This window comes from Methylocaldum szegediense (assembly GCF_949769195.1).
GTDB classification, from domain to species: domain Bacteria; phylum Pseudomonadota; class Gammaproteobacteria; order Methylococcales; family Methylococcaceae; genus Methylocaldum; species Methylocaldum szegediense.
Map to the genome: position 1 here is coordinate 4,207,064 of NZ_OX458333.1, position 21,166 is coordinate 4,228,229.

Genomic DNA, 21,166 nt, shown 5'->3' on the forward strand with positions numbered 1-21,166 from the left:
CAAAGGGATTTTGAGCCGGCTGCAAAAGTCGAGTGTCTAAGTTCACTTCATAACTCAATCAGTATAAAGCAAGATTTTCCATGATTCGCAGCATGACTGCTTTCGCCAGCGGCGAACGAGAAATTCAGGACTGGCTTTTCACCTGGGAGATACGCTCGGTCAATCATCGCTACCTCGATCTCTCCATACGTTTACCGGATGCTTTCCGTTTTTTGGAGCCGGCCGCGCGTAGCCGCGTCGGAGCGTTCATTAGCCGAGGGCGTTTGGATTGCATCCTATCCTGCAAGAAAAATATCGAAGGCGAGGCCGACATCCGCATAAATCGGGAGTTGGTGACCAAGCTGCTGGCGGCTGCACGCGAGGTGGACGATCTCAGCGACCGACCCTTGATCGGCTTCAGTGCGCTGGATGTCTTGAAATGGCCGGGCGCCCTGTACGAGCCCGAGGCCGACCGAGAGCTGCTGGCCGCTGAAGTTCTCGATCTCTTAACCGACGTGCTTAAGCAAACAATCGTTGGGCGAGAAAACGAGGGGCGTCAGCTGGCCGTTTTACTCAGGGAGCGCTGCCTCAAGCTGAAGGAACACGTCGCCGCGGTGCGGGCGCGGATGCCGGAAGTGCTCCGGTCCATTCGGGAGAAGATCCTCGCGCGGCTGGTCGAAATCTCGGCCAATCCCGATGTCGAGCGGCTGGAGCAGGAGATGGTTTACCTGGCGCAGAAATTGGATGTGGACGAGGAATTGGATCGCCTCGACGCCCATGTCGACGAAGTCCTGCGGGCCTTGGGCCAGAAAGAACCGGTCGGCCGCCGTCTCGATTTCCTGCTCCAGGAAATGAACCGCGAAGCCAACACACTGGGCTCGAAATCCGCCGACGCGGAAACGACCAGGGCCTCGGTAGAGATGAAAGTGCTAATCGAACAGATGAGAGAGCAGACTCAGAACATCGAGTAGCGTTTCACACCCTTTCACGAAACCCGGAGGGTGTGAAAGTCGGGGAAACGCCGTTCGTTAGTCAGGTTGCTCAGGCCAGATTAGACACGGATATAACCAGCGTAATGAACTACGCCACCAGACAGGTCAGCATGCTTGTATTTAAGGGTTGAGGTGCTTTCTTAGAAAATCCAACAGGTCATGCCAAGCCTGCTCGTTCTCGAGGCGCTCAGCCAGAGTGACGCCGTGTGTTTGATAAGGTCCATAAACCAGGAAAGCGTGCCGACAATGGGGATAAATCTTCAATGTGGCGCGATGCTGAGCGCGGTCCAAATGGGCTTTGAACGTGATCGCTTGCTCGACGGGGACGATGTCATCCCTGCCGCCCTTTAGGATCAATATCGGCGCTTTTAATTTCGGAATCTGGGCCAGTGCTTGACGGGTCGAAAATGCCTGCGGTTTGTCTTCCGGGCCATGACCATAGACTCGCCGGGTCAGGGGGTCGCGGCCTAACTTTCCGGTTTGCCCGAGATGCTGCCACCAGCCGTAAATTTCCATGACACCGTCGGCTGCCACGACGGCATCGACCTCCGGTTCCTGGGCGGCGGCCAGCACACTGATCAGGGCGCCGTGCGAGACGCCGACTATGGCCACTTTCCGGGCGTCGATGCCTGGTACTCGCGCCAGCGGCGGCACAGCATTCAGCACATCCCGCACTTCGCCGGCCGCCACTTCGACGGTTCCTTCCGATCCGTCCTCGCCGCGATAGGAGGGGGCGAAGACGGCGTATCCTGCACGCGCCAGTCGGGCGCTGGCCCGCATATGTTCCTCGGAAATGCCGGAAATACCGTCATGATTGAAGAGGATAAGCGGCAATCGGTCTCGAGCGCGGGGCAGGAACAGCAGACCTTTGACCTTCAGCCCGTCGCTGGGATAAGTCCAAACCGAGACGGGGATACCACCGATTTGGCCGGCCGGCTCTTCGGTGACCTCCGATATGCGTGCCATCACACGATGGTGTAGAGTCACCGCGAGACAAAAGACGGACACCCAGGAGAGGGTTCGATTGAGGCGCGATTTTCGGGCGGTCGCCTTCCAGCGTACATTGCTCGGCTGTCGTCGCCGCATCCTCGTTGTCATCATTGTGATCGATCGTCGGTGTTAAACTCGGAGATCGGGTGCTGCGTCGCTCACACCTTAGGTAACGTGGTCGTCAGCACGGTGGGGCTTGCCAGCGATGGTAGCTGGACTCACCGAAAAGTACGACAGGACAGTTCTAAGGACTATTGCCGCAACTGTAATTGAGGAAGCGAATGACGAAACGCGAGACCGTTGTTTTTGCGCTTTTGATCGGATTTTCCGCTTTGGTCGCCGAGGAAGCCTCGGCGCAAGATCGCGACGGCCACGGTCGATTGCTCGATGAACCGCGGAGTGGACTCTATCGGGAGCCGTCTCAAGATATTCGGCAGGATCAAAAAAGCCTTCGGCAAGACTTCCGGGGCGAAATTCAGGAGCGTGCACGGGATCGCGGCGCCGGGCGGGGAGGCGTACGTCCGCGTCGAGGGGAGGGTGGGCGTGAGTCGCTGATGACACCCGAAGAACGCGGGCAATATCAAGACCGATACCGAGAGTTGCGCGAAGGAAAAAAAGGTCTGCGAGGTTTGAATGACGATGCCGGCACGGTACGAGGCTGGCGCGGCAGAGGCGAGAACCAATAGCCGTAGTCAGCGGGCTTCGAGTACGACGGGTAGGGAAGTAACCAGCCCCGACCTTTTCCGGACAGGTTTTTGCACTGTTCATCCCTTTTGCTCCGATTGAAGGCGAAATTGTAGGTTGCGGCGATATCCTTTCTGAGTGCCGCGACGATCGATAAAGCGCCGTTCAAAGAGCGCCCGTCGATAAGCTTTAATTTTCCCTTTTCCATACCCACCTCGCGGCGCTATCAATCGGTGAATAAGCCGCTTCGGCCGTCATCGTCAATATGGGATGATTACGGTATTGGACAGAGATTCTCGAAGGTTTAGCATGACTTGCTCTAGCGGAATATTCGCCCGAGTCCCGGCACAAACCGCCGTGCCTTTCCGGTCGCGAGCCATTCTATGTCGGTATTCCGAGGGTCCGGTGTGCAAAATAGGCTCAGGAAACCCGGTGGGCGTTTTGCGATCGAATTAAGGTAAAAACGCAATGCCAAGGTGCAATAGATAAGCAGGGATTCGGTTGAAGGTTGTCGGAGTTTAGGATTGTATTGTCTTAATCAGTTGGGGCAACGGAAATGAACCGACTTGAACTCTCGATTCCCGCCCAGACGAGGCAAAAAAATGATCGCGCTCCGCCGATGCGCATCATCCGGTTGATTTACGATAGCAGCGGGTTACGCAGGGTCATATCCCGCCAAGCAGGCTGCTTTCCCGATCTGGATGTCAGAAGAGCTCAGGGAGAAAGCGAAGCGGCATTCCGCCGTCGGGCGGGGTTGAGCGGGAGCGGATCGGAACAGAACTGAAGCAGGTTTAGGGTGTATTTCCTTCGATATATTCCTGAGCTTTCAAGGAGCAGGGAGTAATTCTCAAGTGCTTTTAGGTCATTTCAATTCGGGCGCTAAGCATTTTTACGTAAGCCTTTTAACTTTTTCGGACGGATGTGCCGGTTTAGTTGTGGAATAAGGCCGGCGGTAAGGAAACCTCTATAATCCGGTTTCATGGTTGGAAATCTGAACTCTCCAGTTGGAGTTCGATACCGTTTTCCGGACTTGCCCCAGCGTTCGGAGCAAAGCTTCGAAGGCGCGGGGATAGGCCGATAACCTAATTCTTGGGTCACTCCCTGATTGCGGGGCGTTTCTTACTCGATGTCGCGCTAGACCGCGACTTAGGGCCGAATCCCCTTAATTAAGCTCGTATCGGAACACTCTACAAACGGATGAGTCTCAAAGTATGACTCCACCTTCAGACCGGACAGGACGGCGAGGCCGTTTGTAACGCATTCCGAGTCCTTGCGAGCCACAAATGCCCCGTCGATTGGGAATCCTAATGAACAGCAGGAGTGTGGACATGGGGGAAGGAACCAAAATCGGCCGAGCTCGGAGCGAGCTGTTAACCGCACTTGCGATTTTGTTCCTATCCGTATCGTTTGGCGCCTGTGATCGCCGGGAGGAGCCCATAGGGACGTTCGTAGCCGGCGGTGATCCAGAGCGCGGAAGAGAGGCCGTAAAGCGATACGGCTGCGGGTCCTGCCATGTCATTCCCGGAATCGAAGGCGCGAACGGCCTGGTGGGCCCGCCTTTGAGCGGCATTGCAAGCCGTGTCTACATTGCCGGCATACTGACCAATACACCGGAAAATCTGGTGCGCTGGATTCAAGATCCGCCCGCAATCGATCCTCTGACCGCCATGCCGAATACCGCCGTCACCGAAGAGGATGCCCGGCATCTCGCCAGTTTTTTATACACCTTGCGGTAGACGGCCGATTCTCACGACCTCAACCATTGACATGCTAAGCTAACGACCCTTGGTCAACGCTACGGCGTGGGCCGGAAGTCGTCACACCATGCGGTATCATTCTTGAAGCATATGAATATCGGCACGCTGTTCATCGTTTCGGCCCCGTCCGGCGCCGGAAAAACTAGCCTAGTCAAAGCGCTGCGGGAAAATCTCGATGGGTTTACGGTGTCGGTGTCGCATACCACGCGGGCGCAGCGTCCGGGCGAAGTTCACGGCCGGGATTATTTCTTTGTGAGCCATGCCGAGTTCGAAACGATGATCGAGGCCGGCGAGTTTTTGGAACACGCCAGGGTGTTCGACAACTATTACGGCACGGCTCGGGCGACCGTGGAAAATGCCTTGGCCGGGGGACAGGACGTGTTGCTCGAGATCGATTGGCAGGGTGCCCGTCAAATCCGGACTTTAATGCCTGATTGCATTTCCATTTTCATCCTGCCGCCCTCGCTCCGCACGCTGGAAGAGCGACTCAAAGCACGCGGCCAGGACGATCCAGACACCATCGCCCGCCGCATGCGCGACGCCATCTCGGAAATGTCGCATTACAACGAGTACGATTACCTCATCGTCAACGACGATTTCGACCGCGCTCTCGCCGACTTGCGGAGCATCGTAGTCGCCAGCCGGCTCAAGACAGGGCGGCAGTCCGAGGTATACAAGGATTTGATCGACGGACTATTGGCCTAATTCCATTTTGTGTCGGCAAAGCGGCCAGCTCCAGGCCAGATTCACCATTCCGGTCAGCGGAGCCAGTATTGGAATTATGCTCGAAAGTTGTGGATGAGGTAGGCGGCGTATTCGGGATGGTCTTCGAGGTCATCCATTCCTACAAGAGGAGCGAATACGCCATGAGTGAAGATAAGATCATTGCGCTGAAGAATCCAGGGGTAGCCGCGCCGGTGGCGGATGTCTTGACGGAGTAGTTACGGCAAGGTGCCCAGCTGCGGCTGGCGACGGCGATCGCGGCTGGGGATTTTCTGGAGGCGCTGATGGCGCTGTTAGGGCGGGAGGCGCCGGGGCTGTCGGCGAATACGATCAGCCGCTTGAAAGAGGTCTGGAAGGACGAGCATCAGCGTTGGTCGCGGCGGGATTTGTCGAACCGGCGTTATGTGTATCTCTGGGTAGATGGCATTCATTTCGGGGTGCGGCTGGAGGATGCGGCGCAGTGCATTCTGGTGGTGATAGGGGCTACGGCGGACGGCAAGAAGGAGTTGCTGGCGTTGGCCGACGGTTATCGGGAGAGCGAACAGTCCTGGCGCGAGGTGCTGTTGGATCTCAAAGCCCGGGGTCTCACCCTTGATCCGCACCTAGCCATCGGCGACGGCGCCTTAGGCTTTTGGAAAGCCTTACCGCAGGTGTACGGGACCACCCGTGGCCGACGCTGTTGGGTCCATAAAACGGCGAATGTGCTCAATAAGCTGCCGAAGAGCCAACAGCCCAAAGCCAAAGCGGCGCTGCACGAGATCTGGATGGCCGCCACCCGGCAGGAAGCGCTGTTGCCGTTCTACGATTTTCCGGCGGAGCATTGGATTCACCTGAGGACCACTAATCCAATTGAATCCACCTTTGCCACGGTGAGGCTCAGAACTGCTAAAAGCGGCTGTGTGTCGCGGGAGAGCATCCAGGCAATGGTTTTGATGCTGGTGAAAAGGCCGAGCGGCATTGGTAGAAACCGAATTGAATCCCCGATTTAGCCCAAGTTATTGATGGGGCGTCTTCAAGGATCGCGTTCAGGAAGATGTCGAAAAAATTTCCACCTGATCAGCTCCGGATACACGAAATTGACCATTACTCCGTGCCAACTAAACCCAGGACAATATGAGATCATCATCCGGCGCACACTTCATAGCTCTCGACCACGTTAGGGCCTTGGCTGCCTTCATGGTTTTTACGTGGCATTTCACGCATGCAGCGAATGGCTACCCAGTCCCATTCGACTATGTTCCAACGCTATTCCCCTTCTCTATACTCGATGAAGGGCACACTGGCGTAGCTCTATTTATGACTCTCAGTGGTTATTTGTTCACAAAACTACTCGACGGCAAGTCGATTGACTATAGGGCGTTCATTTGGAATCGTGCTCTGCGTCTATTCCCTCTGTTAGTGGTTGTAGTTCTGATCGTCGGCATCAGGCAGTTTGTCAACGGCCAGAGTCTTTCTAGCTATGCCTACTCCATTGCGAAGGGTGCTATATTCCCATCCCTTCCCAACGGTGGGTGGTCAATTACAGTGGAGTTCCATTATTACATAATTCTCCCTCTGTTTCTCTGGATGCTGGCAAAATCAAAGCTATGGCTGCTTTCTGTTATCGCCGCAGCCATTTCATTACGTTTGTTTCTCTATCACGAGAAAGGAGAAATCCAGTCATTGGCTTACTGGACAATTATTGGCCGAATAGACCAGTTTGTGCTAGGAATGTTCTTCTATCAGTTCCGTTCTTACATTGCCAATCGTCATATTATTGCTCTACTGATAATCGTGGTTTTCACGATTATATATTGGTATTTTGATTTTCAAGGAGGCTTTTATAAGAACCCTTCATATCCATCTCCTAGTCCTCTTTGGATAATTCTTCCGACAATCGAAGGTTTCGCATACGCTATAGGTATCGCTTGGTATGACAATTCGTTCTCCCACTCGAAATCCGGGTTGTCGAAATTTATCGGGCGCATTGGAGAATACTCATACTCCATCTACCTTCTGCACTTTTTTGTAGTGTTTTACGCAGCTAAGTTTGTGAATGAAAGAGTCATGGATATTTCCAATTTCTATGTGGCATGTCTTTGGTCTGTTGTCTTCTTTGTTCTAATGACAATTCCAGGGTATTTCAGCTTTCGCTTCATTGAAGCACCTTTCCTTAAGTTGAGGAAAAGTTACGTCAAGACACCCTATGGAGGTCGGGAAACCCAAGGCATAAATGCCCCACAACGCGCTTCGGAAGACCCCCGCAAGCGGCGCGCCGCTGAGCTTTGACGTTATCGCGCCGAGCAAAGCTCGGCGTCTCTTGTAGGACGAAAGGACCGTAGGATGCGGTGACGACCGGAACTACCCTTCGACAGGCAAAGGACTTTCGAGCACCGCTGCACTTGTCGTGATCGCACGCATCGCGTTTTCTCTTTATCGCCTCAACACCCGTTTCGACCCTTCACGGCTCGCATTCAGCAGATTGACATGAATCATAAAATCTCAGGATAAGCATCAAACGCGATTAATCCGGTTCGTTTCTCACTTCATCCTACCAAGGTGGCTATTCAGAGTTGGCCGAATCCAATTTATTAAGGGATGCTTCTCTCTATGACTGTTTGGAAGGTTGGCTTATAAATCAGGTTTAGCGGCTTCACTTGGCTTCTTTCAGCTGAGCTTCCGTACCTTTGTGTTCAGGATCAAGAAGAAAGAGACATGCGCATCTCATCGTCCGATGGCAAGACCTGGATCGAAATTCGGCGGAATGAGGGTGATGATTTTCCGTCATTCGCGTTTAGCGGTGCCGTTAACATCGGGCACGGAAGATTCACGGACAGGAGTACGTCGCTTACATTCTTGAACCTGAGCGAGTTCGCCGAGGCATTAGATGCGTTCATCTTGCAGCGAGATCTCCAGCCTTGCCTGGAAGGCACTTACGGGAGTTACGCGAGGGTGTGGCAGCCTAGAAGTAAGAATGAAGTGATGCTTGGCTTCTGCATCGGAGATGCGTTTTCTGGTTGGGTAGGCACCTCAGAGTTCAAGTTGCAAGGCGAGTTCCCTATCGAGCAGGAGATTTTGAACTCGCTGGTGTTCGCCTTTCGGTCAATGGTAAGAGATGCCTAACAATGTGGTGGAGCATAATGGCTGTCAACGCCGACTGAAAAGTGACCCCTTTTGAGGGTTTATCGCCGAAGTAAAATTGACCCCTTGAGGCCCAAAAGTTATTCGACGGCCGCTGTCTGCGGCGGGGTTGTGCCTGCCTTGCGCTTGTCCTTCAATCGGTAACTGTCGCCGGTGATTTGCACGATGTGGGCGTGATGCAGGAGCCGATCCAGCATCGCGGCCGTCAGGGTCTGATCATCGGCAAAGGTGCCCGCCCACTGGGTGAACGGCAGGTTGCTGGTGAGAATCAGGCTGCCGCGCTCGTAGCGCTTGGCGACGACGTTGAAGAAGAGATTCGCTTCGTCACGTCCGAGCGGCAGATAGCCGATCTCATCGATGACCAACAGCCTGGGCGCCATCACGACCCGGTTGAAGTACTCCTTGAGACGCTCCTGGCGGTGTGCGGCGGTGAGTTGCAACATCAGATTGGCGGCGGTGACGAAGCGTGTCTTGAGGCCGGCCATCACCGCGCGGTAGGCCAAGGCGATCGCCAGATGGGTTTTACCAACCCCGCTGGGGCCGAGCAGGACGATGTTCTCGGTGCGCTCGATAAAGCTCAAACCCGCCAGTTCCTGGAGCTGGGCCCGGGGCGCTCCCAAGGAGAAAGCAAAGTCGTACTGCTCCAAAGTCTTCACGACCGGCAAGGTGGCCATCTTGAGCAAGGTCTGCCGGGTGCGTTCGGCGCGGGCCTTGGCCTCGGCGATGAGCAGTTTCTCGAGGAAGTCGGCAAAGCTCTCCTCGCGATCGGCGGCCTGCTGGGCCAGGTGGGGCCAGTCCGACCCGATCCGCTCGAGCTTCAGGCTTTGGCTGAGTTCGGTAATCCGGGCGTGCTGCAGATTCATGCCGTCACCTCCAGCAACTGGTCGTACACCGACAGGGGATGTTGCAGGCTGTCATGGGGCAAGACGCGGCCAACGTGCCGCTGGGGTGCCGGCAAGCCTTGGGGTGCCTGAACCGGCAACGGCCGCAGGGCGAGGCGCTCTTCGGCCAATCGCACCGCGGGCTGTACGCCGGTGGTGCCGTGCACCCGTTGATGCGCCACCTGATCGAGCCAGGGGCCGATCTGGGCATTGGCGGTCTCGACATCGAGTGTCAAGCCGGCGCTCTTGAGCGTGGCCGCCAGTGGCGTGATGAAGCTGGCTTTCAGGTATCCGTTGAAGCGCTCCACCTTGCCCTTGGTTTGGGCCCGGTACGGCCGGCAGACCTTGGGCCGGAAGCCATACGCCCCGGCCAGCGCGTACAGGGCCGGGTGCCAGCGGTGCCGGCCTTCACCGTAGGCGTCCCGTTCGGTGATGATGGCGCCGGCATTGTCGAACAGCACCTCTTCGGGCACCCCGCCGAAGTAGTGGAGGGCCTCGCGCAGCCCCGTCAACCAGGCCGCGCTGTCCTCGCGGTCGGAAAAGCGCACGAACGTGGCGCGACTGAACCCCAGCGTGGCCACGAAGGCTTTGAGCGGATCGCGCCCCCGCCGGATCGTCGTGAAATCGGCCTGCATCTGGCGGCCCGGTGGGGTTTCAAAGCGGACCACCGGTTCTTCCGGTCGCCGTTTGAAGGGGGCGAGATACGCCTTGAGCTGGCTGATGCCGCCTGCATAGCCCCGTTCACGAAGCTCTCGCAGCAGCACCGTGGCCGGAATCCAATGCGGACGTGCCGCCTCGATGCGTTGCTGCAGATAGGCTTTGAAGGGATCCAACTTGCAGGGGCGGGGCGCCCGCAGCCGGTACCGGGGCAACGCGCTTTCGCTGCGCAGGTACTTGCGTACCGTGTTGCGCGAGACGCCCAGCTCCCGCGCGATGGCTTTGATGCCATGGCCCTGTCGGGCCAATACTTTGATCTCCACTGACTGCTCCTGAGTCAACATTTCCGCGGCTCAAAAAAGCCGCCATTTTCCCCCAAGGGGTCAAATTTACTTCGGTGTCAGGGGTCATTTTTACATCGGCGGTGACAAATGGCGCTGATGTGCCGCGGTTCATCCTCGGCGTCGGGCGTCATAAAGGGGAGCCATAGGTGGGTAACGCGATATCTTGGTTGGCAGTGAGGGGAAAATCGCCCGAAGCCGTGATTCAGGAACTTGAGCTTACACCTACGGGAGAAACGGCACAATACGGTGAGTTCCTTTTTACCGGGCGCGCTCTGTCCAATGGATGGTTTGTCCTAGTCATCAATCACTGTGAACATGATTTTGTAAAACAGAAATCTCTCGCTTCACTCTCGAAGAATTGTGAAGTTATCGCCTGTTCAATTGAAGAACACGTCATGTTCTGCTCTTCAGAGCTGTGGACGAATGGGGAACAAATTTGGCGCATTGAGCACGATGCGCAAAAGAGCATTGATCACATCAATAGCTTTGGGGCACTGCCAGAAGGATATTTGGCAATTGAACGTGAATTTTCAGAGGAGCAAAAGAAAGCTGGCGGCAGAGAGGCTGAAGTCGACTATTTTTTTGAGATCCCTCTGCAAACAGCCAAGTCCATTGTTGGTTTCAAGCACGACGAACCGAGTTCTGAAGACGACGATTTTGAGGTTTTCGATGGCACAATCGGTTCATCATTTGCAAGTCAAAAATCAGCTCAAAGCAAAAGGCCATGGTGGAAGCTTTGGTAATATCGCTCAAGAACGCTATCAACGCGGGCGGTGAAAATCAGTGCTCCTCGTCGCCCAGCTTTTTCGTTGCCGGTAATCGCGAACGTTAGAGCTCAACTTAGTATGACGTCATCATGCGCTTCAAATGGTCTGATTCGGAGAAAAAAGTCGCAAGGCGAGCTTTTGATAAAGCGCTCGAGAAGGAATACGCCGCAATCATAGCCAAGTTTAAAGATATGGCTGCGAAGGCGGAAAAGCCCGAAGACCTTTGGGCGGTTCATAACTATCTCACGAAGCAGCAAAGAGCGCTTGATGAAAAATACGATTACCGCTATTCGGAACTCATCCTTGTATTTGCCAGGTTACTGAGCGAGAAGTGGATCGATGAAAAAGACCTCAATGGTCTGAATCCAGAGAAGCTTCAGGCTATTCGGAATCTCTTGTCCTGGTAAGCGGTTATGAGTACAGCCAGTCTTGGCTGCCAGCGTTAACTGTCCAGTCTCAACCAGACAGCCAGCAACAACGTAAGCGTCCGACCAGGTAGTCCGGGCGTCTCCTTAACATCGACTATGACCGCCGGATAACTTGGTGCATACCACTAAATTTCTTGATTTCGAATGCAAAGCCACCTCAAATCGGTGGCTTACGCAGAGCCTGTCTTGAGCGGAGATAAGGCGCTACCCCACTATCGATGGGTTTCGCTTTGCTCTACCCATCCTACAATGAATTTCCATTTGAATTCCGAACGGAATTACAACTGCTTCTCGTCCTGAATCCACGGAGCGACTGGTTCAGACTTGTAGGCGGCCAGGGATTCCAAAAGCGCTTCCAGGTCGGTGTGGGCCAGCAGTAGCCTTCGGCTCTCGGGTTTCAGGAAACCTTCCGCGAGAGCTCGATCGCATAAGCTCAGGAGAGGTTCGTAATAGCTTTCCACATCGAGAATCCCTATCGGTTTGCGGTGAAATCCAAGCTGAGCCCAGGTTAGGATTTCGAAGAGCTCCTCGAAGGTGCCGAACCCTCCGGGCATCGCGATGAAGGCGTCGGCGAGTTCCGCCATACGGGCTTTGCGGGCGTGCATCGAATCGACCACTTCGAGTCGGGTAAGAGAGGTGTGTTCTACCGTTTGACCTTCTACCTCACGGCCGATCAAAGCTTTCGGGATGACGCCGATAACCCGCCCTCCGGCCGCAAGGCAGGCATTCGATAGAATGCCCATGAGACCCACGTTTCCACCGCCATAAATGAGTTCCAAACCTCGTTCGGCCAGCAGCCGGCCCAAGGTTTCGGCAGCAATTCCGTACTCGGGGCGTTTGCCGGGGCTGGAACCGCAGAAAACGCAAACGCTCTTCACCTGATCACCTCTCCATCAAAAAACAGTCATCAATTGGCGGTTTTCCGAGAGCCCGAGTCCGTGGGACCCGGCTCCATCGAACTTCCGTATCCGCCGCCCCCGGGCGTCTCGATGACGAACACATCGCCCTCGGCCATGTCGGTTTCGGCCTGAGATCCGAGAATTTCCACGGCTCCGTTGCGTCGGATCACGAGGTTTCTCCCGCAGGCTCCGGGATTTCCGCCAGCGAGGCCGAATGGCGGCTGTAGGCGACGGCTGGACACGATTCCGGCGGTCATGGGCTCAAGAAACCGGATTTTTCGGATGACGCCGTCGCCGCCTTTGTACAAGCCCTCGCCGCCGCTACCCCGGCGGATGGCGAAGGTTTCTAGCCGTACCGGAAAGCGCCATTCCAGTACTTCGGGGTCGGTGATACAGGAATTGGTCATGTGCGTGTGCACGGCGTCTGCACCGTCGAAACCGGCTCCAGCGCCGGCTCCGCCGCAGATGGTTTCGTAGTATTGATAGCGCGTGTTGCCGAAGGTGAAATTGTTCATCGTGCCTTGGGAGGCGGCCAGCACGCCCAGCGCGCCGTACACGGCATCCACGATGTGCTGCGAGGTTTCCACGTTTCCCGCTGCGACCGCCGCAGGATAGCGCGGGTTCAGCAGGGAGCCTTCGGGAATCCGGATGTCGAGCGGACGCAGACAGCCGGCATTCAGCGGAATATCGTCGTCCACTAGGGTACGGAATACGTAAAGGACGGCGGCTTTGCACACAGCGGCCGGGGCGTTTAGATTGTCGGGCTGTTGCGGCGAGGTTCCGGAAAAATCGATCGAGGCTTGCCGCTTTTCCTTATCGACGCGAATCGCCACGCGGATGACCGCACCGGAATCCAGCGGCACTTCGAACTCGCCGTCGCAGAGCCGCGCGATCACCCGCCGCACCGCTTCTTCCGCATTGTCTTGTACATACCTCATGTAACACTGGACCGTCGCCAGAGAATAGCGTGCCAGCATGCCGCGGAGCGCCTGCACGCCTTTCACGTTGGCGGCGATCTGGGCGCGGAGATCCGAGAGGTTTCGGTCAGGATCGCGGGCCGGGTAGGGGTTCGCGTTCAGCCAGTCGCGGATGGCCGATTCGAGCAAGCGTCCGTTTTCGACGATCTTGAGACCGGAGCTCAGAACCCCTTCCTGATCGATAGATGTGGATCGGGGCGGCATCGAGCCGGGCGTGATGCCGCCCACGTCGGCGTGATGGCCGCGCGAGGCGAGATAGAACAGGACCGATTCGCCCGCATCGTCGAATAGCGGGGTGATGACGGTGATGTCCGGCAGATGCGTACCGCCGTGATAGGGGGAATTGATGAGCCAGACGTCGCCTGGCCGCAGTTTGTCCCCGTGACGCGCGATCAGCGCTTTGACGCTTTCGTCCATGGAACCCAGGTGAACCGGAATGTGCGGGGCGTTGGCGACGAGTTCGCCGTTCCCGTCGAACAGCGCGCAGGAAAAATCGAGACGTTCCTTGATGTTCACCGAGTGGGCCGTGTTTTGGAGCGTATAGCCCATGTCCTCGGCCACCGACATGAACAGCCGGTTGAAGATTTCGAGACGCGCCGGATCGAGCGGCTGCTCCTTTGCCTCGGTTTCCGGCGGGCTATCCGCACGGTCGATCGCTTCGTGAGCGCTGAGAATGAGATGGTTGCGGGCGGTAATCTCGCCCTGCCAACCGGGTTCAATGATTGTGGTTGAATTGGGTTCGATCAGGATGGCAGGGCCTTGCAAGCGCACGCCCGGTTTCAAGTCCTCGCGCCGGTAAACCGGGGTATCGTGATGGCTTCGCCCGGAGTACATTGGAACTCGGGCGATGGGGACCGGTGTGGTTTCGGGTTCCAAAGGTAAAACCGGCTCTTCGACCGGTTCGTTCAGGCCGATCAGCTCCACAGCTGCCGTCTCGACCAGCAGGGCCTTGTCGGAGTAAACGAAGCCGAAGCGCTGGCGGTGGCGCTCCTCGAATACCGTCCGCATTTCCACCGAATCGCCGAGCGGTACGGCAAACAAGGTGTCGGTTCCTTCGTAACGGAGCATCGCCTGGCGGGTTGCGACGATCCGTTCCGGTGGAACATCTTGGGCCGAGAGTTCCGCGCGCCCTTCGGCTTCGAGGTCATCAAGCTTCGCACGAAGCACTAGGATAGCGGCATCGTTCAGCCGCTCGGCGATCGCCCGTTCCTTGACGACGCGGTAATCGGCAAGACCCATGCCGTAGGCCGACAATACGCCGGCCAGTGGATGCAGAAAAATTTTGCCGATGCCGAGCCGTTCGGCGACCTTGCAAGCATGTTGGCCGCCGGCGGCGCCGAAGCAGCACAGGACGTAATCGGCCAGATCGTGGCCGCGCTGCACCGAAATCGTCTTGATGGCGGCGGCCATGTTCTCCACCGCCACGTCGATGAAGCCTTCCGCCACTTCTTCGGACGACAGCGCTCGGCCTGAGTCTGATCGGATGGTCTCGGCCAGTTCCCGGAATTTGCGCCGAACGATCTCGGTATCGAGAGCCTCATTGCCGTTCGGTCCGAACACGTGCGGAAAGAACTCCGGGCGTATTTTTCCAACCATGACGTTGGCGTCGGTCACGCATAAAGGTCCGCCGCGCCGGTAGCAGGCGGGTCCCGGATTGGCTCCGGCCGAGTCGGGCCCAACTCTAAAGCGTAGGCCGTCGAAATGCAGGATCGAACCTCCTCCCGCCGCGACCGTGTGAATATTCAGAATAGGGGCTCTTAGCCGGACGCCGGCAATCTCGGATTCCTGGCTGCGCTCGAATTCGCCGGCGTAATGCGCGACGTCGGTGGATGTGCCGCCCATATCGAAGGTGACGATGCGGTCGAAGCCGGCGAGACGGGAGACAGCCACCGCGCCGACGATGCCTCCGGCGGGACCCGAGAGAATGCAGTCCTTGCCCTGGAACCGGCGGGCGTCCGCCAATCCACCGTTGGACTGCATGAACAGCAGCTTGCGTTTTTGGCCTTCCGGCATCTTGCCATTCGGCTCGGTGCCCAAGCCAGCCTCGACCTGATCGATATAACGGCGCAATGCCGGGGACAGATAAGCATCCGCGACCGTGATATCGCCTCGCCCGATCAACTTCATGGCGGGGCTCACGCGGTGGGAAAGGGAGACTTGCGTGAAGCCGATCGCCTTGGCCAGCTTTTCCAGTTCGAGTTCGTGATCCGGCTTTCGCCAAGCGTGCATGAGCACGACAGCGAGCGACCGAAAACCGTCCCGGTAGGCCTCGTGGAGCCGTCGTTCCGCCTCAGTAAGATCGAGCGGTTCCACCTCAGAGCCGTGGGCGTCGATGCGCCCTGTGATTTCGACGACCTTTTGGTAAAGCGGTTCGGGGCGGCGGATATTCAGGGCGAAGATATCGGGTCGGTTCTGATGGCCGATGCGGAGGGCGTCAGCGAAACCTCGCGTGATCGCAAGGACTGTCGGTTCACCTTTCCGTTCCAGGAGCGCGTTTGTTCCCACCGTGGTGCCCATCCGGACGAGTTCGATGTTGGCGTCGCCGAGTGGCGCATCGGGCGCCAGACCCAACACATCGCGGATGCCCTGGAGGGCGGCATCGCGGTAGCGGTCCGGATTTTCCGATAGAAGCTTGTGGGTCAGGAGGAGGCCGTCCGACCGACGGGCGACGATGTCGGTGAAGGTGCCGCCGCGATCGATCCAAAATTGCCAGGATTTCGAATGCATGATGCTATCGCCTTGACAGCCGAAACCGAAGGTTTCTTAAATAATTGACTATTTTTCTAGGATATGTGAACCTGAATTCCCACGAAATTGGTGTGAATTTCCGGGAGTCATGCCGTGCGCTTAACGACGAAAGGCCGCTACGCTGTCACCGCCATGCTGGATCTGGCCTATCATAGCGAAAAAAGGCCGGTGACATTGACCGATATCGCGAAACGACAGCACATCTCGCTGTCCTATCTCGAGCAGTTGTTCGCGCGTTTGCGTCGGGCCGGAATGGTCGAGGGGGTGCGAGGCCCAGGAGGTGGCTATCAATTGAGCCGCGATGCCAGCCAAATCAGTATCGCCGACATCATTATCGCGGTCGACGAAGCCATCGATTCGACGCGCTGCGGCGGTAAAGCCAACTGCCAGAACAACCAGCCCTGCTTGACCCATGATCTTTGGTTGGGATTGAGCGAGCAGATTCGCGAGTATTTGGCCTCGATCAGCTTGGCGGATGTCCTGCAGCGCAAGAACGTGCGTATGGTCGCCGAACGTCAGGACAAGCAGGCGTCCGGTGTTCAGGGTATCGACATGCTTTTGCGTAGGGAAACGCGTATTTAGCTTTCCACGCGATGCTTTATTTCGACCACAATGCGACCACTCCGCTGGACGAGCGGGTTCTGGAAGCGATGGCACCGTATCTCGGGGCCTTTTACGGTAACCCGTCCAGCCTTTACCGAATGGGGCGGATCTGCCGCGGCGCAATCGATACGGCCAGGGAGCAGGTCGCTGCTCTGGTGGGGGCTCATCCGTCCGAGGTCGTGTTTACCAGTGGCGGGACCGAAGCCAATAACTTGGCCTTGAAGGGCCTAGCTTTTGCCCGCGAGCCGGGATTGATCGTTGCGGGCGCCACCGAACATCCATCGGTTTCGGAGCCCTTGGAGTTTCTAAAGGCTCGGGGCTGGCGGATTGCAACGATTCCGGTGGGTCGAGACGGTTTGGCCGATGTGGCTTTCATCGAATCTTTGCCGGCCGGCGAGATTCGATTTGCAACCCTAATGCTGGCTAACAACGAAACCGGCGTGATTCAGGATATCGCGCCGATCGCCGGTTGGTTTCGCGAGCTGGGCATTGTTTTCCATTGCGATGCGGTGCAGGCAGCGGGCAAGATCGCGATCGATTTCAAAGCCAGCGGCGTACATATGATGTCACTCTCGGGGCATAAGATTTACGGCCCCAAAGGCGTGGGGGCGCTGATCCTCGATAAAGCCGTTATGCTCGAGCCTCTGCTGCACGGCGGCGGGCAGGAGCAAGGGCTTCGCGGCGGTACCGAAAACGTTGCCGCCATTGTCGGTTTCGGCAAAGCGGCGGAGCTGGCTTTGTCCGAGTTGGAGGAAAGACGCGCCCGCCTGCTCGGTCTCCGCGAACGGTTGGAAGCCGGGTTGAAGACTATCCCCGGCGCGGTCGTGTTTGCCGAAGGTTCGGAACGCTTGCCGAATACCGTGCAGTTCGGTATCGCAGGGTACGACGGCGAGGCCTTAGTCATGAATCTTGACCGGCAGGGCATAGCGGTGTCGAGCGGTTCTGCCTGTGCCAGCGGTGCCGGCGAGCCGAGCCCGGTACTCGTCGCCATGGGGGTTGAGCCGGAAGTCGCCAAGAGCGCGGTACGTGTCAGCTTTGGCAAGAGTAACACCGAGACGGAAGTCGACCGTTTTTTGGATGTCTTGAAAAAGCTCGTGGGCATATCCACGTCCGAAAGCCGGGGAGTGATGCCGATTATTTAAAAGGCTATGCCCTGAGCTTCTATTAAGCTTTTTGAACCAGCGATTCGACAGAGATTACGAGTATGTCCATTACCTTAACTGAGAAGGCAGCGGAGCAAATCGCCAAGCAACTGCAAAAGCGTGGCAAAGGCGTAGGGCTACGGCTGGGCGTGAAAAAGTCCGGCTGCACTGGGTTCGCCTATGTCGTCGAATACGCCGATGCTGTGGAACCAGACGATTCCGTATTCGAACAACACGGCGTGAAAGTCGTCGTGAGGAATAACGATCTGGCCTATCTCTCGGGCGTGCGAGTGGATTATCGCCGGGAAGGAATCAACGAAGCGTTTCGATTCGACAATCCCAACGTCAAGGCGACCTGCGGCTGCGGGGAAAGCTTTGCCGTTTAGGGATGTTCTCATCTACCATCCGATGTCATAGCGTGACTTGTGGTATCGAGTCACGCCGTTTGCGAATCATAGCAACACATCAACGCTGAAATAAGCCTTCCCTGAGCGCGGTCGATAGCGTCAGGGCTTCTATGGCACATCGGTGTGCCTGCCCTTTCCTGTGGCGTGCGCTCCCGTTCGCTCGGCGCGAACGGGAACGTCTAAAGCATGTCCCGTTTCAGGATTAAGCCCGCGTATAGCCGCAAGCGTCGGGGACCGTGGTTATACGGGGTGTTTGCCTCTTTGCTCCATTCCCAAAGCGCCGTTGACAGGCAAAAACCGCATCGGTACTGTAAGTTGCTTGGTTACGCGCCTAGGTTCCGCTTTAAGAATACTCCCTTACGCAAAGAGTCCTGGATGGAAGAATTTCAACGTATTAAGCGCCTGCCCCCTTACGTTTTCAATATCGTTAACGAACTCAAGACTAAGGAACGCGCCCAAGGTGTCGACATCATCGATTTCGGCATGGGGAACCCGGATAGACCCACGCCCCAGCACATCGTCGACAAGCTGGTCGAGGTGGCGCAAAAAGGGACGGCCCATCGTTATTCCGTTTCCAAAGGCATTCCCCGCCTTCGCAAAGCCATTTGCGGATGGTACCGTCGCCGTTTCGGCGTCGAGCTCGATTACGACTCCCAGGCAATCGTTACCATCGGGTCGAAAGAGGGCTTGGCTCATCTGATGTTCGCCACCTTGGGGCCGGGCGACGCGGTGCTGGTGCCGAATCCCGCTTATCCCATCCATCCTTACGGCTGTGTGCTGGCAGGGGCGGACGTACGCCACGTGCCGCTAGTGCCGGGGGTGGATTTCTTCGAGGAGTTGGAAAAAGCCATCAAGACCTCCTGGCCCAAGCCCAAGATGCTGATCCTAAATTTCCCAGGCAATCCGACCACTCAATGCGTGGAGCTGGAATTTTTCGAAAAGGTCGTCGAACTGGCACGGGAATACCGGATCTGGGTGGTGCACGATATTGCCTATGCGGACTTGGTGTTCGACGGCTACACCGCACCGTCCATCTTGCAGGTGCCGGGAGCCACCGACATCGCCGTCGAGTTCTTCACGCTTTCCAAGAGCTACAACATGCCCGGTTGGCGGGTTGGTTTCATGTGTGGCAACCGCGAACTGGTTGCGGCCTTGGGACGCATCAAGTCGTATTTGGACTACGGTACGTTCACGCCGATCCAGGTGGCGGCGATCGCCGCCTTGGAAGGACCTCAGGATTGCGTCGCCGAGATACGCGAGACCTACCGCTCTCGCCGCGACGTCTTATGCGCAGGACTGGACAACATCGGCTGGACGGTCCAGAAACCCAAGGGCACCATGTTCGTCTGGGCGCCTATTCCTGAACAGTACAAACATCTCGGGTCTCTCGAATTCGCCAAGAAACTCCTGCTGGAGGCGCAGGTGGCGGTGTCTCCCGGCATCGGCTTCGGCGAGTACGGCGACGATCATGTTCGCTTCAGCTTGATCGAGAACGAACACCGTACTCGCCAAGCGATCCGCGGCATACGGCATATGATGCGCAAGGATAACTCAGTATAATTCCGGCATTTTTGTTGCTTCATAGGAGAGCGTTTTGAAACCCGTAAACATCGGTTTGCTCGGTTTGGGTACGGTTGGGGGCGGTACGGTCAAGGTTCTCAAGCGGAACGCCGACGAAATTACGCGCCGGGCCGGCCGGGAAATCCACATCAGTGTCGTGGCGGCTCGAGACCTCAACCGTACCAGGATTTGCGACACCGCCGGCATCCGATTGACTACGGATCCGTACGAAGTCGTCACCGATCCCGAGGTGGACATCGTCGTGGAACTGATAGGCGGCCTCGACCCGGCGAAAGATCTGGTCATGCGGGCGCTGGACGCCGGGAAGCATGTCATCACCGCCAACAAGATGCTCATCGCGTTGCACGGCAACGAGATCTTCGCCAAGGCCAGCGAAAAGGGTCTGATGGTGGCGTTCGAAGCGGCCGTGGCGGGCGGCATTCCCATCATTAAGGCGTTGCGCGAGGGGCTTTCCGGCAACAAGGTGGAATGGCTGGCGGGCATCATCAACGGTACCTGCAATTTCATTCTCACGGAAATGCGCGAAAAGGGCCGGGATTTCGTGGACGTGCTCAAGGAAGCGCAAGCGCTTGGGTATGCCGAATCCGATCCTACCTTCGACGTAGAGGGTATCGATGCCGCCCATAAGCTGACGATCCTGGCCTCCATTGCCTTCGGTATCCCGTTGCAGTTCGACAAGGTCTGGACCGAAGGCATCAGCGGCGTTACGGCACTCGACGTAGCCTATGCGGAAGCTTTGGGTTATCGAATCAAATTACTCGGCATCGCTCGCCGCGTTGAAAAAGGCATCGAACTGCGCGTGCATCCGACGTTGATTCCCGAGCGGCGGCTGATCGCCAACGTCAATGGCGTCATGAACGCGGTCCTGGTCAAGGGCGATGCAGTGGGGCCAACTTTGTATTACGGCGCGGGAGCCGGTGCTGAGCCCACGGCCTCGTCGGTCGTGGCGGACATCGTCGACGTGGTGCGCACGCTGACCTCGGATCCGGAAAATCGGGTGCCGCATCTGGCCTTCCAGCCCGACGCGATTTCCGATATCCCGATTCTGCCCATCGAGGACATCGAAACGGCCTACTATCTTCGCCTGAGCGCCGAGGACAAGCCCGGCGTTCTGGCTGATGTGACGCGTATTCTGGCCAATCACAATATCAGTATCGAAGCGGTGATCCAGAAAGAGCCGCCGAACGGGGAAAGCCATCTACCCGTCATCATGCTGACGCAGAAAGTCCAGGAGCGAAAGCTGAACAATGCCATCCGCGAGATCGAAGCACTGTCCGCCATCAACGGACCGGTGAAGCGGATCCGGCTGGAGACTCTGGGTTAGATGAGAGATTAAGGAAGCTCCGACTCACTTCTTTCGACAAGGCCTGTCCCGAGCCCTTCGACTTAGCTCAGGACGGGCCTATCGAAGGGGATGAACGGAATCCAATTGTTTAGAGCTTCCTTAAAGACGAACCAGTTCCGCGCCAGCCTAGGTTCCGTTGATT

The 21,166-nt window shown here is 57.0% G+C and carries 19 protein-coding genes and 1 pseudogene; 15 read left to right on the top strand and 5 right to left on the bottom strand.

Going from position 1 to position 21,166, the window contains the following annotated elements; translation table 11 throughout:
• Nucleotides 1–92 precede the first annotated feature (92 nt).
• A complete protein-coding gene (locus QEN43_RS18305) occupies nucleotides 93–950 on the top strand; it encodes a YicC/YloC family endoribonuclease (protein ID WP_235726546.1) in 858 nt (285 codons plus the stop codon).
• A gap of 141 nt (nucleotides 951–1,091) precedes the next feature.
• Here the strand turns inward: QEN43_RS18305 and QEN43_RS18310 are convergent, their stop codons facing one another.
• Nucleotides 1,092–1,937 (bottom strand): alpha/beta hydrolase family protein, encoded by an 846-nt coding sequence (locus QEN43_RS18310; protein ID WP_036268036.1) that lies wholly within the window; start codon nucleotides 1,935–1,937, stop codon nucleotides 1,092–1,094.
• Between the two features lie 305 nt (nucleotides 1,938–2,242).
• On the opposite strand from QEN43_RS18310, the gene QEN43_RS18315 reads away from it, so the two are divergent.
• The 7 genes and pseudogenes from QEN43_RS18315 (at nucleotide 2,243) to QEN43_RS18345 (ending at nucleotide 8,227) form a co-directional block, all read left to right on the top strand.
• A complete protein-coding gene (locus tag QEN43_RS18315; protein WP_026609728.1) occupies nucleotides 2,243–2,647 on the top strand; it encodes a hypothetical protein in 405 nt (134 codons plus the stop codon).
• A gap of 1,326 nt (nucleotides 2,648–3,973) precedes the next feature.
• Nucleotides 3,974–4,381 (top strand): c-type cytochrome, encoded by a 408-nt coding sequence (locus QEN43_RS18320; protein ID WP_084161774.1) that lies wholly within the window; start codon nucleotides 3,974–3,976, stop codon nucleotides 4,379–4,381.
• Between the two features lie 111 nt (nucleotides 4,382–4,492).
• Nucleotides 4,493–5,107 carry a guanylate kinase gene (gene gmk / locus QEN43_RS18325; RefSeq protein WP_026609731.1) on the top strand — a complete coding sequence of 205 codons (615 nt, stop codon included), beginning with the start codon at nucleotides 4,493–4,495 and terminating at the stop codon, nucleotides 5,105–5,107.
• Between the two features lie 68 nt (nucleotides 5,108–5,175).
• Nucleotides 5,176–5,343 (top strand): hypothetical protein, encoded by a 168-nt coding sequence (locus QEN43_RS18330; RefSeq protein WP_156912680.1) that lies wholly within the window; start codon nucleotides 5,176–5,178, stop codon nucleotides 5,341–5,343.
• Between the two features lie 36 nt (nucleotides 5,344–5,379).
• Nucleotides 5,380–6,181 (top strand): annotated as a pseudogene (locus QEN43_RS18335) (IS256 family transposase); the annotation flags it as partial.
• 57 nt (nucleotides 6,182–6,238) lie between these two features.
• Nucleotides 6,239–7,393, top strand: a complete 1,155-nt coding sequence (locus QEN43_RS18340) for an acyltransferase family protein (protein ID WP_084161777.1) — start codon at nucleotides 6,239–6,241, stop codon at nucleotides 7,391–7,393.
• 426 nt (nucleotides 7,394–7,819) lie between these two features.
• Nucleotides 7,820–8,227, top strand: coding sequence for a hypothetical protein (locus tag QEN43_RS18345; RefSeq protein ID WP_317963472.1), 408 nt, complete (start codon nucleotides 7,820–7,822; stop codon nucleotides 8,225–8,227).
• A gap of 98 nt (nucleotides 8,228–8,325) precedes the next feature.
• Here the strand turns inward: QEN43_RS18345 and istB are convergent, their stop codons facing one another.
• Nucleotides 8,326–9,108, bottom strand: coding sequence for an IS21-like element helper ATPase IstB (gene istB / locus QEN43_RS18350; protein WP_317963303.1), 783 nt, complete (start codon nucleotides 9,106–9,108; stop codon nucleotides 8,326–8,328).
• Nucleotides 9,105–10,127 (bottom strand): IS21 family transposase, encoded by a 1,023-nt coding sequence (gene istA / locus QEN43_RS18355; RefSeq protein WP_026609734.1) that lies wholly within the window; start codon nucleotides 10,125–10,127, stop codon nucleotides 9,105–9,107. The genes istB and istA overlap by 4 nt, the downstream gene beginning before the upstream one ends.
• A 146-nt stretch (nucleotides 10,128–10,273) precedes the next feature.
• On the opposite strand from istA, the gene QEN43_RS18360 reads away from it, so the two are divergent.
• Nucleotides 10,274–10,870, top strand: coding sequence for a hypothetical protein (locus QEN43_RS18360; protein WP_036268039.1), 597 nt, complete (start codon nucleotides 10,274–10,276; stop codon nucleotides 10,868–10,870).
• Nucleotides 10,871–10,983: 113 nt separating this feature from the next.
• The gene (locus QEN43_RS18365) at nucleotides 10,984–11,301 is read left to right on the top strand and encodes a hypothetical protein (RefSeq protein WP_026609736.1); all 318 of its coding nucleotides are present in this window, start codon (nucleotides 10,984–10,986) and stop codon (nucleotides 11,299–11,301) included.
• A gap of 299 nt (nucleotides 11,302–11,600) precedes the next feature.
• Here QEN43_RS18365 and QEN43_RS18370 read toward each other — a convergent pair whose 3' ends face one another.
• Complete coding sequence (locus QEN43_RS18370; RefSeq protein ID WP_026609737.1) at nucleotides 11,601–12,200, bottom strand: LOG family protein; 600 nt, start codon at nucleotides 12,198–12,200, stop codon at nucleotides 11,601–11,603.
• A 29-nt stretch (nucleotides 12,201–12,229) separates the two neighbouring features.
• Nucleotides 12,230–15,925: a hydantoinase B/oxoprolinase family protein gene (locus tag QEN43_RS18375; RefSeq protein WP_317963473.1), complete on the bottom strand. Its 3,696-nt coding sequence runs from the start codon at nucleotides 15,923–15,925 to the stop codon at nucleotides 12,230–12,232.
• A 114-nt stretch (nucleotides 15,926–16,039) separates the two neighbouring features.
• On the opposite strand from QEN43_RS18375, the gene iscR reads away from it, so the two are divergent.
• The 5 genes from iscR to QEN43_RS18400 all read left to right on the top strand — a co-directional run bounded on the left by iscR (nucleotide 16,040) and on the right by QEN43_RS18400 (nucleotide 21,003).
• Entirely contained in the window at nucleotides 16,040–16,528 is a 489-nt protein-coding gene (iscR, locus tag QEN43_RS18380) for a Fe-S cluster assembly transcriptional regulator IscR (protein ID WP_317963474.1), read from the top strand.
• Between the two features lie 11 nt (nucleotides 16,529–16,539).
• A complete protein-coding gene (locus tag QEN43_RS18385; RefSeq protein ID WP_317963475.1) occupies nucleotides 16,540–17,691 on the top strand; it encodes a cysteine desulfurase family protein in 1,152 nt (383 codons plus the stop codon).
• A gap of 62 nt (nucleotides 17,692–17,753) precedes the next feature.
• A complete protein-coding gene (locus QEN43_RS18390; RefSeq protein ID WP_026609740.1) occupies nucleotides 17,754–18,077 on the top strand; it encodes a HesB/IscA family protein in 324 nt (107 codons plus the stop codon).
• A 396-nt stretch (nucleotides 18,078–18,473) separates the two neighbouring features.
• Nucleotides 18,474–19,658, top strand: coding sequence for an alanine transaminase (gene alaC / locus QEN43_RS18395; RefSeq protein ID WP_026609741.1), 1,185 nt, complete (start codon nucleotides 18,474–18,476; stop codon nucleotides 19,656–19,658).
• 34 nt (nucleotides 19,659–19,692) lie between these two features.
• Nucleotides 19,693–21,003 (top strand): homoserine dehydrogenase, encoded by a 1,311-nt coding sequence (locus tag QEN43_RS18400; RefSeq protein ID WP_317963476.1) that lies wholly within the window; start codon nucleotides 19,693–19,695, stop codon nucleotides 21,001–21,003.
• Nucleotides 21,004–21,166: the final 163 nt, after the last annotated feature.

What these genes read in the sequence shown, in the direction of transcription:
- QEN43_RS18340 (WP_084161777.1), top strand. Translation starts at nt 6,239, where the DNA reads ATGAGATCATCATCCGGCGCACACTTCATAGCTCTCGACCACGTTAGG.
- gmk (WP_026609731.1), top strand. Translation starts at nt 4,493, where the DNA reads ATGAATATCGGCACGCTGTTCATCGTTTCGGCCCCGTCCGGCGCCGGA.
- istA (WP_026609734.1), bottom strand. Translation starts at nt 10,127, where the DNA reads ATGTTGACTCAGGAGCAGTCAGTGGAGATCAAAGTATTGGCCCGACAG.
- QEN43_RS18320 (WP_084161774.1), top strand. Translation starts at nt 3,974, where the DNA reads ATGGGGGAAGGAACCAAAATCGGCCGAGCTCGGAGCGAGCTGTTAACC.
- istB (WP_317963303.1), bottom strand. Translation starts at nt 9,108, where the DNA reads ATGAATCTGCAGCACGCCCGGATTACCGAACTCAGCCAAAGCCTGAAG.
- QEN43_RS18385 (WP_317963475.1), top strand. Translation starts at nt 16,540, where the DNA reads ATGCTTTATTTCGACCACAATGCGACCACTCCGCTGGACGAGCGGGTT.
- QEN43_RS18365 (WP_026609736.1), top strand. Translation starts at nt 10,984, where the DNA reads ATGCGCTTCAAATGGTCTGATTCGGAGAAAAAAGTCGCAAGGCGAGCT.
- QEN43_RS18315 (WP_026609728.1), top strand. Translation starts at nt 2,243, where the DNA reads ATGACGAAACGCGAGACCGTTGTTTTTGCGCTTTTGATCGGATTTTCC.
- QEN43_RS18310 (WP_036268036.1), bottom strand. Translation starts at nt 1,937, where the DNA reads ATGGCACGCATATCGGAGGTCACCGAAGAGCCGGCCGGCCAAATCGGT.
- QEN43_RS18375 (WP_317963473.1), bottom strand. Translation starts at nt 15,925, where the DNA reads ATGCATTCGAAATCCTGGCAATTTTGGATCGATCGCGGCGGCACCTTC.
- QEN43_RS18305 (WP_235726546.1), top strand. Translation starts at nt 93, where the DNA reads ATGACTGCTTTCGCCAGCGGCGAACGAGAAATTCAGGACTGGCTTTTC.
- QEN43_RS18390 (WP_026609740.1), top strand. Translation starts at nt 17,754, where the DNA reads ATGTCCATTACCTTAACTGAGAAGGCAGCGGAGCAAATCGCCAAGCAA.
- QEN43_RS18345 (WP_317963472.1), top strand. Translation starts at nt 7,820, where the DNA reads ATGCGCATCTCATCGTCCGATGGCAAGACCTGGATCGAAATTCGGCGG.
- alaC (WP_026609741.1), top strand. Translation starts at nt 18,474, where the DNA reads ATGGAAGAATTTCAACGTATTAAGCGCCTGCCCCCTTACGTTTTCAAT.